Origin of the sequence: Mycobacterium sp. SMC-15, assembly GCF_045310925.1 — a bacterium.
Classification (GTDB): domain Bacteria; phylum Actinomycetota; class Actinomycetes; order Mycobacteriales; family Mycobacteriaceae; genus Mycobacterium.
In genome coordinates this window covers 158,388-171,420 of the sequence record NZ_JBJIAJ010000009.1, presented here as the reverse complement: position 1 = coordinate 171,420, position 13,033 = coordinate 158,388, and the positions used below count along the sequence as shown (strand labels likewise).

15 protein-coding genes are annotated in these 13,033 nt (G+C 67.3%); 4 read left to right on the top strand and 11 right to left on the bottom strand.

Translation table 11 applies throughout. From position 1 onward, the window contains the following. Positions 1-22 precede the first annotated feature (22 nt). The 7 genes from ACJH71_RS14985 to ACJH71_RS14955 all read right to left on the bottom strand — a co-directional run bounded on the left by ACJH71_RS14985 (position 23) and on the right by ACJH71_RS14955 (position 8,110). Positions 23-406, bottom strand: coding sequence for a RidA family protein (locus tag ACJH71_RS14985; RefSeq protein WP_406758791.1), 384 nt, complete (start codon positions 404-406; stop codon positions 23-25). A gap of 8 nt (positions 407-414) precedes the next feature. Next, positions 415-732 (bottom strand): DUF732 domain-containing protein, encoded by a 318-nt coding sequence (locus ACJH71_RS14980; protein WP_406758790.1) that lies wholly within the window; start codon positions 730-732, stop codon positions 415-417. After that, on the bottom strand, positions 729-1,478 hold the full coding sequence (gene narI, locus ACJH71_RS14975; RefSeq protein ID WP_406758789.1) for a respiratory nitrate reductase subunit gamma: 750 nt from the start codon (positions 1,476-1,478) through the stop codon (positions 729-731). The genes ACJH71_RS14980 and narI overlap by 4 nt, the downstream gene beginning before the upstream one ends. Further along, positions 1,475-2,143 (bottom strand): nitrate reductase molybdenum cofactor assembly chaperone, encoded by a 669-nt coding sequence (narJ, locus tag ACJH71_RS14970; protein ID WP_406758788.1) that lies wholly within the window; start codon positions 2,141-2,143, stop codon positions 1,475-1,477. The genes narI and narJ overlap by 4 nt, the downstream gene beginning before the upstream one ends. Then, positions 2,140-3,747 carry a nitrate reductase subunit beta gene (narH, locus tag ACJH71_RS14965; RefSeq protein ID WP_406758787.1) on the bottom strand — a complete coding sequence of 536 codons (1,608 nt, stop codon included), beginning with the start codon at positions 3,745-3,747 and terminating at the stop codon, positions 2,140-2,142. Before narH ends, narJ begins: the two co-directional genes overlap by 4 nt. Before the next feature lie 4 nt (positions 3,748-3,751). Beyond that, positions 3,752-7,552: a nitrate reductase subunit alpha gene (locus ACJH71_RS14960; RefSeq protein ID WP_406758786.1), complete on the bottom strand. Its 3,801-nt coding sequence runs from the start codon at positions 7,550-7,552 to the stop codon at positions 3,752-3,754. Between the two features lie 150 nt (positions 7,553-7,702). Next, positions 7,703-8,110: a (deoxy)nucleoside triphosphate pyrophosphohydrolase gene (locus tag ACJH71_RS14955; RefSeq protein WP_406758785.1), complete on the bottom strand. Its 408-nt coding sequence runs from the start codon at positions 8,108-8,110 to the stop codon at positions 7,703-7,705. A gap of 33 nt (positions 8,111-8,143) precedes the next feature. Between ACJH71_RS14955 and ACJH71_RS14950 the strand changes: the two genes are divergently transcribed. Next, positions 8,144-8,428 (top strand): 4a-hydroxytetrahydrobiopterin dehydratase, encoded by a 285-nt coding sequence (locus ACJH71_RS14950; RefSeq protein WP_406758784.1) that lies wholly within the window; start codon positions 8,144-8,146, stop codon positions 8,426-8,428. On the opposite strand, the gene ACJH71_RS14945 is transcribed toward ACJH71_RS14950, so the two are convergent. Further along, a complete protein-coding gene (locus tag ACJH71_RS14945) occupies positions 8,406-9,755 on the bottom strand; it encodes a mannosyltransferase (RefSeq protein WP_406758783.1) in 1,350 nt (449 codons plus the stop codon). The genes ACJH71_RS14950 and ACJH71_RS14945 overlap by 23 nt on opposite strands. An 84-nt stretch (positions 9,756-9,839) precedes the next feature. Between ACJH71_RS14945 and ACJH71_RS14940 the strand changes: the two genes are divergently transcribed. Both ACJH71_RS14940 and ACJH71_RS14935 read left to right on the top strand, forming a co-directional pair. Beyond that, positions 9,840-10,829 (top strand): hypothetical protein, encoded by a 990-nt coding sequence (locus tag ACJH71_RS14940; RefSeq protein ID WP_406758782.1) that lies wholly within the window; start codon positions 9,840-9,842, stop codon positions 10,827-10,829. After that, positions 10,787-11,656, top strand: coding sequence for a DUF4349 domain-containing protein (locus tag ACJH71_RS14935; RefSeq protein WP_406758781.1), 870 nt, complete (start codon positions 10,787-10,789; stop codon positions 11,654-11,656). Before ACJH71_RS14940 ends, ACJH71_RS14935 begins: the two co-directional genes overlap by 43 nt. Here ACJH71_RS14935 and ACJH71_RS14930 read toward each other — a convergent pair. Together ACJH71_RS14930 and ACJH71_RS14925 are read right to left on the bottom strand one after the other, a co-directional pair. Next, entirely contained in the window at positions 11,650-11,796 is a 147-nt protein-coding gene (locus tag ACJH71_RS14930; RefSeq protein ID WP_308486008.1) for a DUF1059 domain-containing protein, read from the bottom strand. The genes ACJH71_RS14935 and ACJH71_RS14930 overlap by 7 nt on opposite strands. Further along, positions 11,793-12,392: an HhH-GPD-type base excision DNA repair protein gene (locus tag ACJH71_RS14925; protein WP_406758780.1), complete on the bottom strand. Its 600-nt coding sequence runs from the start codon at positions 12,390-12,392 to the stop codon at positions 11,793-11,795. The genes ACJH71_RS14930 and ACJH71_RS14925 overlap by 4 nt, the downstream gene beginning before the upstream one ends. A 137-nt stretch (positions 12,393-12,529) precedes the next feature. Between ACJH71_RS14925 and ACJH71_RS14920 the strand changes: the two genes are divergently transcribed. Beyond that, positions 12,530-12,826, top strand: coding sequence for a DUF732 domain-containing protein (locus ACJH71_RS14920; RefSeq protein ID WP_406758779.1), 297 nt, complete (start codon positions 12,530-12,532; stop codon positions 12,824-12,826). Here ACJH71_RS14920 and ACJH71_RS14915 read toward each other — a convergent pair whose 3' ends face one another. Continuing rightward, a complete protein-coding gene (locus ACJH71_RS14915; RefSeq protein ID WP_308486005.1) occupies positions 12,827-13,000 on the bottom strand; it encodes a DUF5302 domain-containing protein in 174 nt (57 codons plus the stop codon). It lies immediately after the preceding gene. Positions 13,001-13,033 lie beyond the last annotated feature (33 nt).

Here is a 13,033-nt window from a genome sequence, read left to right as displayed (position 1 = left end):
GACCCCCGCCGTCGCGCGCAGCTCAGCTCAGCTGTGCGGTGATGCGGATTTCAACCACCGCGCCCGGGATGGCCAATTCGGAGATCCCGACGGCCGTCCACGCGGGGTACGGCGCGGCCACAAAGGTGTCCTTGACCGCCACGAAGTTGTCGATCTGAGCGCTCAGCCCGACGTGGTAGGTGGTCATCTCCGTGACGTCGGCGAAGGTCAGCCCCACTTCGCCGAGCAGGCCGCGCAGATTTTCGAAGGCCAGCGTGATCTGCTCGGTCGGGTCTGCCGGCACGGACATGTCGGGCCGGATGCCGATCATGCCCGAGCAGCGCAGCTGATCTCCGACGATGACGGCCGGGGCGTAGTGAAAGTTGTCGTAGATCGGCTTCATCCACTCGGGAATCACGACCTTCATGGCTGCTCCTAGGTGCCGTTGCGCACCAGCTGGTCGGGGCAGTACACCTGGGCGGCGATCCCCACGAACTGGGTGCCATGCTCGGTCGTCAGGCCCGGATTGCGTGCCTTGAGGCCCTCGAGTACCTGCGGGCTGGGTTGGCCCTCGGCGATGAACCCGCACACCATTTTCGCGGTGATGATGGCCTGGTCAGCGTTGTTGTAGGTGATGCCCGCCGCTCGCAACGACACCAGAAAGGCGGTGTCGGTCTCGGAGGGATCGGCATGAGCGGGCGCCGCAAAACAGACACAGCCCAGCGCGCCGAGCAGCGCCGCGCGGATTCTCACCAGCCCCTCCGTTGCGGTCGTGAACCCATCGGCTGATTCCTCCTTGCGACGTCGCGGCTGCGATAGACGATGTACGGCCGAAACAGATACCCGATCGGCGCGCTGAAAGCGTGCACCAGACGAGTGAACGGCCACAGCGCGAACAAAGTCAACGCAATCATGACGTGAACCTGGAAATACAGCGGCGCTTGCAGCATCAAATCGCCCCGTGGATCGAGCGTGAAGATCGACCGGAACCAGACCGAGACCGTCTGCCGGTAGTCGTGCTCCTCGCCGTAGGTGGTGGTCCCCATCAGGGTGCAGCTCATCCCGACCACCAGCGCACACACCAGCACCGCGTACATCAGCTTGTCGCTGACGCTGGTGGCCTTGAACACCGAGCGCTCGGTGCGGCGCCGGTAGATCAGCAGCCCGACACCGATCAGGGTGGCGATCCCGGCGGGCAGACCCAGGATCAGCGCCTGCAGGTGATAGAGCCGGTCGCTCATGCCCAGCGCTTCGGTCCACGACTCCGGGACGAACAGTCCCATGATGTGTCCTGCGATCACCACGAAGCTGCCGAAGTGGAACATCGGGCTGCCGATCCGCAGCAGCTTGGACTCATACAGCTGCGACGAGCGGGTGGTCCAGCCGAACTTGTCGTACTTGTATCGCCACCAGGTGGCGACGCCCGCGATCGCCAGCACGAAGTAGGGCACGATGTCCCACCACAGCTCCGCGGGGCTGGTGAGGGTGACGTCCGTCATCGGGTCGGAACCTTCGGCATTCCGAGCGGTACTGCTGCCGTGAACGGTTGCAGCCCAACGGCTTCCGCCGGCGGCCCGGATGCCATCAGCTGACTCACCTGTCGCACCTCCTGATCGGTTACCGCTGGGAGTGTCGCGCAGACCGCGGCCACGGCGAAGGCATACGGCGACCCGGCGTCGCTCAACGCACGGTGCAGGATGTCCAGCGGTGCGCGGTGCGCCAGCAGCAGCCGGCGACCGGCCTGCGGAGCCACCGTCGCGGCGAACTCCAGAACCACCGGCAGGTGGTCGGGCGCCTCGCCCACCGGCGGCTCGGCCCCGGCCTCGCGGTAGGCGGTGGCAAAGGCCAGCATCTGCATCCCGCGGTTGCGGGTGTCCCCACCGGTCCAGTAGGTCAGAAACATCGTCGAGCGCCGGCGCATGTCGAAGGTTTCGACGTAGTCGACTGCGGCCGCCATCGGGTCAGCAGCACGCAGCGCGGTAACCGTGCGCCGCAACAGATTCGCCGCCGATTCCTCGGCATGGGCGAGCAGTGCCTCAACGGTGTCGAGCCGCTGAGGCAGTTGGTCATCGGGATAGGACAGCAGCAGCGACGCCGCCTGCCACACCGCCCGGTCGGCGGGTCCGCCGGCCTGGCGTCGCAGGGAATGTATGAATCGCTTCACTGGTGCTCCGGGAACATCTCCGGCACGGCCCGCTCGCCGCCACCCCAGTTGAGCAGGTTGGTCCGGCCCCGCGGCCGCTGCGCGTGCCCGTTTTCGACCAGATGGAACGACGACTTCGCCACGTCATCGGCGCCGACGAACGGATCCTCCTCGTACGCCTCCGGTCCGCCGGTGATCGAACATCCCAGGTGTTCGAGATCGTGCGCCTGTTGGCTGTAGGCGGTAGGAATCACATAGCGCTCTTCGTATTTCGCGATCGCGAGCAGCCGGTACATGTTGTACATCTGCTCCTCGGTCATTCCGACCGAGTCGGGTATGTGCGGCTGGGTCTCGCGCCCCAGGCTGATGTCACGCATGTAGGAGCGCATCGCCGCCAGCCGGCGCAGCACGCCCTCGACCACTCCGGTGTCACCGGCGGTGAACAGCTCGGCGAGATAGGCCATCGGAATACGCAACGCGGAAAGCGCCCCGAAAAGGTTGCCCAGATCTTCGCCGTCGTGCCCGTCGCGGCTGACGGCGTCGACCACCGGAGACAACGGCGGGATGTACCAGACCATCGGCATGGTCCGGTACTCCGGGTGCAGGGGCAACGCCACCTTGTAGGTGTTGATCAGCGCGTAGATCGGCGACCGTTGCGCCGCCTCGATCCAGGCATCGGAGATCCCCTCGGCGCGCGCGCCCGCGATCACCTGCGGGTCGGTCGGGTCCAGGAACACCCCGCACTGCGCCTCATACAGGTCGGTGTCCTTGTCGACCGAAGCCGCTTCGAGCACCTTGTCGGCGTCGTAGAGCACCAGGCCGATGTAGCGCAGCCGGCCGACGCAGGTCTCCGAACAGACCGTCGGCAGGCCGACTTCGATACGGGGGTAACAGAAATGGCACTTCTCGGCCTTGCCGGTCTTGTGGTTGAAGTACACCTTCTTGTACGGGCATCCCGACACGCACAGCCGCCAGCCGCGACAGCGGTCCTGGTCAACCAGCACGATGCCGTCTTCTTCGCGCTTGTAGATGGCTCCGGTCGGGCACGACGCCACGCATGACGGATTCAGGCAGTGCTCGCAGATCCGCGGCAGGTAGAACATGAACGTTTCTTCGAGCTCGGTTTTGACCTGGTCGCTGACCTTCGCCAGGATCGGGTCGTTGACCAGGGTCTCCGGTGCCCCGGCGAGGTTGTCGTCCCAGTTGGGTCCCCACTCGATCTTCATCGGCTCGCCGGTGATCGAACTCTTCGGTGCCGCAACCGGGATGGTGTCCCCCAGCGGCGCGGTGGTGAGGTTCTCGTAGTCGTAGGTCCACGGCTCGTAGTAGTCCTTCAGGCCCGGCAGGTTGGGGTTGGCGAAGATGTTGAGCAGCTTGTGGAACCGGCCGCCGGCCAGCAGGCGCAACCGACCCCGCTTGTCCAGCGTCCAACCGCCCTTCCAGCGGCTCTGGTCTTCGTAGGTCCGCGGATACCCGCCGCCGGGGCGGGTTTCGACATTGTTGAACCAGACGTACTCGGTCCCCTCGCGGTTGGTCCAGGCCTGCTTGCACGTCACCGAACAGGTATGGCACCCAATGCATTTGTCCAGGTTCATCACCATGGCCATCTGCGCCATTACTTTCATGACTTCAGTACCTCACGTCCTGGCTGCGGCGCCGCACCACCGTCACCTCGTCGCGCTGATTGCCGGTCGGCCCCAGGTAGTTGAACGCGAACGCGTGTTGGCCGTAGCCACCGGCCAAGTGGCTGGGCTTGACCCGGATCCGGGTCAACGAGTTGTGGGTGCCGCCACGCTTGTTGTTGGTCTCGGCCCGCGGGGTGTCCACGGTGCGTTCCTGCACGTGGTAGACGAACACCACCCCGTCCGGCATCCGCTGGCTCACGATCGCGCGACCCACGAACACGCCGTTGACGTTGACGGCCTCGATCCAATCGTTGTCCTTGACACCGATTTTCGCCGCATCGCCCGGGCTCATCCACATGGTGGGGCCGCCGCGCGACAGCGACAGCATGTAGAGGTTGTCTTGGTAGGTGGAGTGGAACGACCACTTCGAATGCGGGGTCAGGTAGCGCACGGTGATCCCGATGCCGTCCCCGGTCTCGCCGAGTTCGGGGGCATCGAACAGCCTCGCCATGTCCAGTGGCGGGCGGTAGACCGGCAGATGTTCGCCGAGCTCCTCGATCCAGTCATGCGCGGTGTAGAAGTGCATCCGGCCGGTCAGGGTGTGGAACGGCTTGAGACATTCGATGTTGATCGTGAACGGGGCGTAGCGCCGTCCTCCGGTCTCACTGCCAGACCATTCCGGGCTGGTGACCACCGGCACCGGCCGCGCCTGGGTGTCGGCGTAGGTGATCCGCTTCTCCTCGCTGCCCTCGGACAGGTGCGCCAGCCGCTGGCCGGTGCGCTTCTCCAGCTCCCGGAAGCCCTCCGTCGCGATCCGGCCATTGGTGGTGCCCGACAGTGCCAGCACGGTGTCGGCCATCCGCGTCGCGGTGGTGAGCGCGGGGCGCCCGGTCCCGGCACCGGACTTCATCACCCCGAATCTGGCGGCCAGGTCCTCGACCTCTTCGTGCGGAAACACCGTGTAGCCCTTGGTGGTCAGCCCCAGGGTGTCCACCAGCGGGCCCAACGTCTGCCATTTGTCACCGATAGCGGAGTAATCACGCTCCACCACAGTGACTTTGGGCATAGTCTTGCCGGGAACCGGCGTCTCGCCGCTGCGCAGCCAGTCGCGCTCGGTGCCGTCGGGATAGGCCATCGCATCCGCGGTGTCGTGCTGCATCGCGGTGAGCACGACGTCGTTGCGGACGCCGAGGTGCTTGGCCGCCAGGGTGCTGAACGTCCGGGCGATCGCGCCGAAAGCGTCAAAGTCGCTGCGGGTCTCCCAGGGCGGGTCGATCGCCGCGCTGAACGAGTGCACGTAGGGGTGCATGTCGGTCGACGACAGGTCGGCCTTCTCGTACCAGGTGGCCGCCGGCAGCACGACATCGGACATCAGCGTGGTCGAGGTCATCCGAAAATCGATCGACATGAGCAGATCGAGCTTGCCCTCGGGAATGTCGCGGTCCCAGCGCACATCGGCCGGTTTCACCCCGCCGGCGGGCGGCTCGCCGATCACGCTGGCATCGGTGCCCAGCAGGTGCTTGAGGAAGTACTCACCGCCCTTGCCGGACGCGCCGATGAGGTTGGCCCGCCACACCGTGAGCACGCGCGGCCAGTTCACCGGGTTGTCCGGATCGGTGACCGACAGCTTCAAGTCGCCGGCGGCGAGTTTCTCTGCGACGTACTCCCCCGCATCACGGCCGGCGGCCTCGGCCTCATCGGCCACCTCCAGGCTGGAGCGGTCGAACTGCGGATAGAACGGGCTCCAGCCCATCGCGGTGGCCGACGCCAGGATGTCCATGGTGTGTCGGCCGTCGAATCGGCCGCGCCCGAGCGGCGTGGTCAGCTTCTCCGCCCCGTAGGCGTCGTAGCGCCATTGGTCGGTGTGGGCATACCAGTAGGAGGTGCCCGGCACCTGTCGCGCCGGCCGCGTCCAATCGCTGCCCGCGGCCATCGTGGCCCACCCGGTCAGCGGGCGCACCTTCTCCTGACCGACGTAGTGCGCCCAGCCGCCGCCGTTGCGGCCCATCGAGCCGGTGAGCATCAGCAGCGCGAGCACCGCGCGGTAGGTGGCGTCGCCGTGGAACCACTGGCAGATGCCACTGCCCATGATGATCATCGACCGGCCGCCGGATTCTTCTGCGTTGCGGGCGAATTCGCGCGCGACCCGGATCGCCTGCGCCGCGGAGACCCCGGTTATCGATTCCTGCCACGCCGGGGTGTTGACCTGCGTGCCGTCGTCATAACCGGTCGGCCACTCGCCGGGCAGCCAGGGCCGGCGCACCGAGTAGTTGGCCAGCATCAGGTCGAACACGGTGCAGACCAGGTGCTCGCCGACCTGTCGCACCGGCACCCCGCGCTCGACGACGGTGCCGTGGCCGGTCACGGCATCGAAGCCGGGCAGCGAGACCAGCGCCGCGGGCTGATCGCCGTTGCGGAATTTCGGGTTCCGGACGCTCAACGCCGGCCGCACGTCACCGAGGTCCAGGTTCCACTTGCCCATGCCCTCGTCGCCCCAGCGGAAGCCCAGCGAGCCGTGCGGCACAACGACACTGTCGGTGACCTCATCGAGCAGGGCCGGCTTGAACGCCGAGTTCTCGGTGTCCGCCAGATCTCCGCCCAGGTCGGCGGCGGTCAGGTTCTTGCCCGGAATCAGGCGGCCGTCACGCTCCTCCAGCTTGATCAGGAACGGCAGGTCGGTGTAGCGGCGCACGTAGTCGGTGAAGAACGGCACCTCCTGCTTGACGTAGCACTCGGTGAGGATGACGTGGCCCATCGCCATTGCCAATGCGCCGTCGGTGCCGGCCGCACACGGCATCCACTCGTCGGCGAACTTGGTGTTGTCGGCGTAGTCCGGGCTGACGGTGACCACCTTGGTGCCGCGGTATCGCACCTCGGCCATCCAGTGCGCGTCGGGCGTGCGGGTGATCGGGACGTTGGAGCCCCACATCATCAGATAGGCGGCGTCCCACCAGTCCCCGGATTCCGGGACGTCGGTCTGGTCGCCGAACACCTGGGGCGAGGCGACCGGCAGGTCGGCGTACCAGTCGTAGAACGACGTCATCACCCCGCCGAGCATCTGGATGAATCGGGAGCCTGCGGCGAACGACACCATCGACATCGCCGGAATCGGGGAGAACCCCGCGACCCGGTCCGGGCCGTAGGTCTTGATGGTGTGCACGTGGGCGGCGGCGATCATCTCGGTGGCTTCGGCCCAGGTCACCCGAACCAGCCCGCCCATGCCGCGGGCCTGCTGGTAGCGCCGGCGACGTTCGGGGTCGGCCTGGATGTCCGCCCAGGCCAGCACCGGGTCGCCCAGGCGCGCCTTGGCCTCCCGGAACATCTCGACCAGTACCCCGCGCGCGTAGGGGTAACGCACCCGAGTCGGCGAGTAGGAGTACCAGGAGAACGAGGCGCCGCGCGGGCAGCCTCGCGGCTCGTACTCGGGACGGTCCGGGCCCACCGAGGGATAGTCGGTGGCCTGGTTCTCCCAGGTGATGATGCCGTCCTTGACGAAGATCTTCCAGGAACACGACCCGGTGCAGTTCACCCCGTGCGTGGACCGGACCACCTTGTCGTGGCTCCAGCGGTCCCGGTAGAAGATGTCGGCCTCGCGCCCGCCCCGGTGGGTGACGGTGCGCAGGTCCGGGGAGACCTGTCCCCGGGTGAAGAACCGGCCGCTGCGTTCCAGTAGTTCTTCGAGGGGACCACCGACCCCGGTGGTTCGGCGAGGCTCGCCGGAGTCGGCCCCCGGGCCGGCGGAGGCGAGGGGAAGCCGGGACCGCCGTAGGAACCCGGTGGTGGGCGGTCGCGCTGCGCGTGTCATTTCCGATTCTCCTTCGGCGGGTCGGCGCGCTCCGACGGACTTCACGTAGGCCGGAGCCACCGCCGCACGCCCTATCAGGCCCGAAACACCAGCGTAGCGGGATATATCGCCCAACGACCCAATCCGTCGGGAAGATTTAACAGAGCCTTTTCACCAGAGTGCCTGAGCCAGCTCCGGCAGCCAAGCTCGATCAGCAGGTACCCAGTCAACGTCGGCCAGTTGCACAGCCGTCACCCAGCGGAGTGCCTGATGGTCATGGGGATGAGGTTCGCCGCCGGTCAGGCTGACCAGGTAGGCGCGCAGGGTCATGTCCGGGTTCAGCACCACATCGGCACCGAGGCGCTCCCCCACCGTGATCGCCCCGGCGTCCAGGCCCAACTCTTCGCCGAGTTCGCGGGCCAGGGCTGCTAGTTCGCTCTCCCCGGGCTTGACCTTGCCGCCGGGCAGTTCCCAGCGACCGGCCAGCTCCGGCGGGCGGAGCCGCTGCGCGATCAGCACCGTTCGCCCGGCCGCCGATTCGGCGATGACGGCTCCGGCGACGACGATCTGGGGTGACATGGCGTGTGAGGCTATACCGTCCTACCGTCGGGTATGGCTTTGTTGACTGACGACCAGGTAAACGCGGCGCTGCCCGACCTCGATGGCTGGGAGCACGCCGAGGGAGCGCTGCGGCGCTCGGTCAAGTTCGGCTCGTTTCTGGCCGGGATCGATGCCGTGCGTCGAGTCGCCGAACGTGCCGAAGCGGCCGATCACCACCCGGATATCGATATTCGCTGGCGCACCGTGACTTTCGTGCTGGTGACGCACTCCGAAGGCGGGATCACCGACAAGGACGTGGCGATGGCCGGTGAGATCAACCAGCTTCTCGCGGCGTGACCCGCGTGGTCGCCATCCAGCCCAAGGTGACCACGGCGCCGACGATGTAGACCAGGCCGGCCCACGCCAGGTACCAGGGCCTGCCGTCCTGCCAGATCGTCGGCTGGAAGAAGCTCAGCAACCACGGCACCCCGATAAGGGTGAGCGTCAGCCACATCCAGCCCAGGATTCGGGCGCCCGGGCGATCCGCGCACGGTCCGTAGAACAGCCAGATCATCAGCGGCAGCAGCCACACCCAGTGATGGGTCCAGGAGATCGGCGAGGCCAGCAGCCCGAAGAGCTCGACCACCAGTAACGACCCCAGGGGGTCGGGGCGGGCGGGAGTACTGTTCAGCGCCCGCCAGGCCAGTACGGCCAGCACCGCGGTGACGCCGATCGCGATCAGCACCGGCGGGCTGTAACCGGCGTCGTGTCCGAGGATGCGAGAGATCCCGCCCCGCCAGGACTGGTTGAACGAGGTTCCGATCGGCCCTACCCGGTGAGCGTCACCGAGAAGCTCGGTGAAGTAGCGCCGAGCCTGATCGCCGGTGGCCCAAACCGACACCGCAATGGTGCCGGCGAAGACGACGGCCGAGAACACCGCTGCGGCCCAGCGCCGTGCCGCGGCCAGATAGACCCCGGCGATCGCCGGGGTCAGCTTCACCCCGGCGGCCAGCCCGACCAACAGCCCCGACACCCACCACCGCCGGCTGTAGACCGCGTAGAGCACCGCCAGCACCAGGATCACATTGATCTGGCCGTAGTCGAAGGTGCTGCGCAACGGTTCGGACCAGATCCCCGCGGCCGTCCACAACATCGCGACCCGGCGGTTCAGCGAGGCTCGACGAAGGAGAGGCGAAGCTGGGACCGCCGCATCAGCCGAGCGGTTCGGCAAGGCTCCGCCGAGGAGGCGCTGGCACAACCGCACCACGCCATACAGGGCGGCCATCGTGCCGATCTGCCATCCGAGCGCAACCAGACCGAACGGCAGGAAATGCAGCGGGTAGAACACCACCGCGGCGAACGGCGGGTAGGTGAACGGCAGCGGGAAGTCCGGGGTTTGGTCGGCGTAGACGTAGTCATACAGCGCGCCGGGCTGGGCCAGCGCCGCCGCGCCACTGATGTAGACGTGCAGGTCGACGAAGTTGGCGCCGTGCGGGGTCAGGTAGGTCCAGGCGAGTCGCGCCGCGATGCTGAGCACCAGCAGCCACGGGGCCCACGCAGTCAGGCGAGTCGTCAGGGAACGCGCAGGCAAGGTGGCCCCGGTGTTCAAGGTGGTGTCTACCGGCACGACTCTAGCGAACGGCCGCCAGATCACCGTCGCGGTTCGGGTCCGTAACGGTTCCATAAATGACACACGTGTCACTTGAGCCTCACCAGCAACAGGCTAGCTTCAGTTTTCAGGAAGCCATCGCCGACGATTGGGGAAGTCATGTCGCGCCTCCAGACGCTGATCACCACCACACGCGCCACCGCCGCCAAAGCTGCCGTCGCAGCCGGATCATCGGCCGTGCTGGTCCTCGGCGCCGTCGGCGGGGTGGCCACAGCAGACCCGGCCATGCCGGCACTGCCGCTGCCCACCGCGGGATTTCCCGGGCTGCCCGCCATCGAGCAGTTGAGCCCGGTGATCCAGCAGGCCGCCGCCGACCCCGCCGGCGCGACCTCGCTGCTGATGGCCGCGGCCGCCGCATTCACCGGAAACTCCAACACGCCCGCAAGCTCGCGGCAGGTGGCCGACTCGGTGGCGCAGTTCGTGCAGGCGCCGCCGGAGGCACTGCCGAGCAATCACGTACCGACGGCCGGCTCGGAACCCGGGCTGGTGGCCCACCTGCCCAGCGGCATCGACCCGGCCAAGTCGGTGGGCCCGCTCCCGCAGGCCGCCATCAACGCACCCGAAGCCCTGCCCGCGCCCGCCGAAGCCCTCCCCGAGGCGGCCCCGGCAGCTCCCGAAGCCGCCTCGACCGTCGCGGCACCCGACGCGGCGACGGCGGCCACCCCCGGCTTCGGCCCGGACGCCCCACCGACCCAGGACTTCATGTACCCGTCCATCGGCCAGAACTGCCAGGCCGACGGCGGCAACGTCATCGCCACTGCGCTGTCGGTGGCCGGCCCGGCCACGATTCCGACCCCCGGCCCCAAGCCCGGCCAGACCGCCTACGTGTTCACCGCCATGGGAACCCCCGGCCCGGCCGAGACGCAGAAGCTGCCGCTGAACGTCACGTGGGTGAACCTGACCACCGGCAAGTCCGGTAGCGCCACCCTGCAGCCGCGCACCGACATCAACCCCGAAGGGCCGACGACGCTGACGGCGATCGTCGACACCGGTTCGGGCAGCATCATGTCGACGATCTTCGGTCAGGTCAGCACCAAGGACCACCAGTGCAACTTCCTGCCCACCATCGGCTCGACAGTGGTGCCCTGACGGCCATGACCGTCCCCCGCACGTCGGCACCTTGGACGTTGTTGATCGGCCTGGCTGCGATGTTGCTCCTGGCGATCAGCGGTTGCGCCGGCGAACGGCCGTCGCCGGAACGGTCGCCATCCGCGGACGCGGTTTCCGCGCCGGCGCCGATGAGCCCGCCGACTCAGCAGCTGCAACGCGATGTCGTGACCACCGGCAGCCTCAATATCGCGGTGACCGACGTCGGCGCATCGGTGGAACGGCTCACCGACCTGACCACCGAACTGGGTGGCCGCGTCGATGACCGCACCGAAAGCACGGCAGCGGGACGTTCCCACACCGCCGAGCTGACGGTGCGCATCCCCTCCCCCAAGGTCGATGAATTCCTCGACGACGCAAAGCAACTGGGCGACGTCTCGTCGATCGCGTTGCGGCACGACGACGTCACCGGCCAGCGTGTCGACCTCGATGCGCGGGTCGCCGCGTTGCAGGCGTCGGTGGACCGGTTGACCGCGCTGATGAAGTCGGCCTCCACCACGGCCGATCTGCTGCAGGCCGAGAAGGAGCTGGCGTCGCGGCAGGCCGACCTCGACAGCCTGCGCGCGCAGCGCACCCAGCTCGGCGACCAGATCAGCTACGCGACGCTCACCGTTTCGCTGGCCTCCGAGTTCGAGTCGTCCGCCCCCGGATTCCTCACGTCGGTTCGCCACGGCTGGCACGCCCTGCTGTCGTTCACCCACGGCCTGATCTCGATCGCGGGTTTCCTACTGCCCTGGCTACCGGTGATCGTGGTGATCACCGGCGTCGTGGTGGTCCTGCGCCGCAGGACCCGCCGGCCGCGTCAGTAGGCCATGAACAAGATGGCGTCCCGGTCGTACTCCATACCGGGGTGCACATCGGCGAGGTGCTTTTGCACCACTACGACGAGTTCGTCCTCGTCTTTGCCCGTCATCGCCTCGCCACACGGACAGTTCAGGTGAGTTTTCACTTCGTCGCCTTTCCCTTACTCTCTCGGGCCTGCTTCGCAGCCAATTTCTGGGCCTTCTTGGTGGATCGCACCTGCTGCAGCGACGACGCATCCACGACGTCGGCGATCGACAGGTGTGTTCCGGGCTCACCGTATGCCCCGGCAGCCTCCCGCCATCCCGACGGGGTCACGCCGTATTGCTTGCCGAGCAGGGCCAGAAAGATCCGGGCCTTCTGCTCGCCGTAGCCGGGCAGTGCCTTGAGGCGCTTGAGCACCTCGGCGCCATCGGGATCACCGACCGTCCACAATGCGGTCGTGTCGCCGCCGTACTGATCCAACACAGCTTTGGCCAGGGCTTGAACACGACCCGCCATCGAACCCGGAAACCGGTGCACCGCAGGCGTTTCAGCGAACAACGCTGCGAACTCGTCCGGATCACGCTCGGCGATGTCGTGCGGATCCAGCCCACCCATCCGGTCGGCGATCTTCTTCGGTCCGGCGAACGCGACCTCCATCGGGATCTGCTGATCGAGCAGCATTCCGACCAGCAGCGCGAACGGATCTGCGCTCAGCAACGCGTCGACAGGAGGGTCCCCGACCAGCTGCAGCTTCGGCACCCGGCCAGTCTAGAACCACCCGCGACCACCCCGCAGCGCTCTACCCCGGCCAACTAAAGAGTTCCGCAGGTCTGTGTCGGTGGAGTGTGCAACCGTGTAACGACACCACGAGCGGACGCATCTCCAGGAGAAGGACCATGAGACGTGTAGCGGCAGCGCTGATTGCAGCGGCGGTTTCCGCGCTTGCCTTGGCCGCCACGGCCGGCGCAATACCGGACCAGGGCACCCCGGAATTCGACACCTACATGGAGGGCCTGGAACGCAACGGGTTCAACCTGAATCCGGACACCGCCTGGCGCCTGGCCCACCAGGCATGCGAAGGCGGACTTCCGGGCTATATCGGGTTGGAACTCGCTGCACAGGGGGTCGTCGGGCCCGGCGCGAACCAGCGGGTGATGGACGTGGCACGCAAGTACGCCTGCCCGGTGCAGTAGCTACCCGCTCTTGCGGCGGAATTCCCGGCGGCTCTCCAGCGGCCCGTGCGACCGTGACTGCTTGGCGCCGCCGTCCTTGTGGTCGGAGCCGCCCGCCGACTTCGCCTTCTTACGCTCCAGCGCCTCCCGGAACTTGCGCTTGTTCTCGTCTGCGGCGGAATCTGATTCGGGCATACCCCGGAGCCTAGCCCAGCGCATGGCCTACCG

Excerpts from the sequence above, each read along its gene's own strand:
- ACJH71_RS14950 (WP_406758784.1), top strand. The coding sequence starts at position 8,144 with ATGGCTTTGTTGACTGACGACCAGGTAAACGCGGCGCTGCCCGACCTC.
- narI (WP_406758789.1), bottom strand. The coding sequence starts at position 1,478 with ATGACGGACGTCACCCTCACCAGCCCCGCGGAGCTGTGGTGGGACATC.
- ACJH71_RS14915 (WP_308486005.1), bottom strand. The coding sequence starts at position 13,000 with ATGCCCGAATCAGATTCCGCCGCAGACGAGAACAAGCGCAAGTTCCGG.
- ACJH71_RS14960 (WP_406758786.1), bottom strand. The coding sequence starts at position 7,552 with ATGACACGCGCAGCGCGACCGCCCACCACCGGGTTCCTACGGCGGTCC.
- ACJH71_RS14940 (WP_406758782.1), top strand. The coding sequence starts at position 9,840 with ATGTCGCGCCTCCAGACGCTGATCACCACCACACGCGCCACCGCCGCC.
- ACJH71_RS14945 (WP_406758783.1), bottom strand. The coding sequence starts at position 9,755 with ATGGAACCGTTACGGACCCGAACCGCGACGGTGATCTGGCGGCCGTTC.
- ACJH71_RS14985 (WP_406758791.1), bottom strand. The coding sequence starts at position 406 with ATGAAGGTCGTGATTCCCGAGTGGATGAAGCCGATCTACGACAACTTT.
- ACJH71_RS14955 (WP_406758785.1), bottom strand. The coding sequence starts at position 8,110 with ATGTCACCCCAGATCGTCGTCGCCGGAGCCGTCATCGCCGAATCGGCG.
- narH (WP_406758787.1), bottom strand. The coding sequence starts at position 3,747 with ATGAAAGTAATGGCGCAGATGGCCATGGTGATGAACCTGGACAAATGC.
- ACJH71_RS14920 (WP_406758779.1), top strand. The coding sequence starts at position 12,530 with ATGAGACGTGTAGCGGCAGCGCTGATTGCAGCGGCGGTTTCCGCGCTT.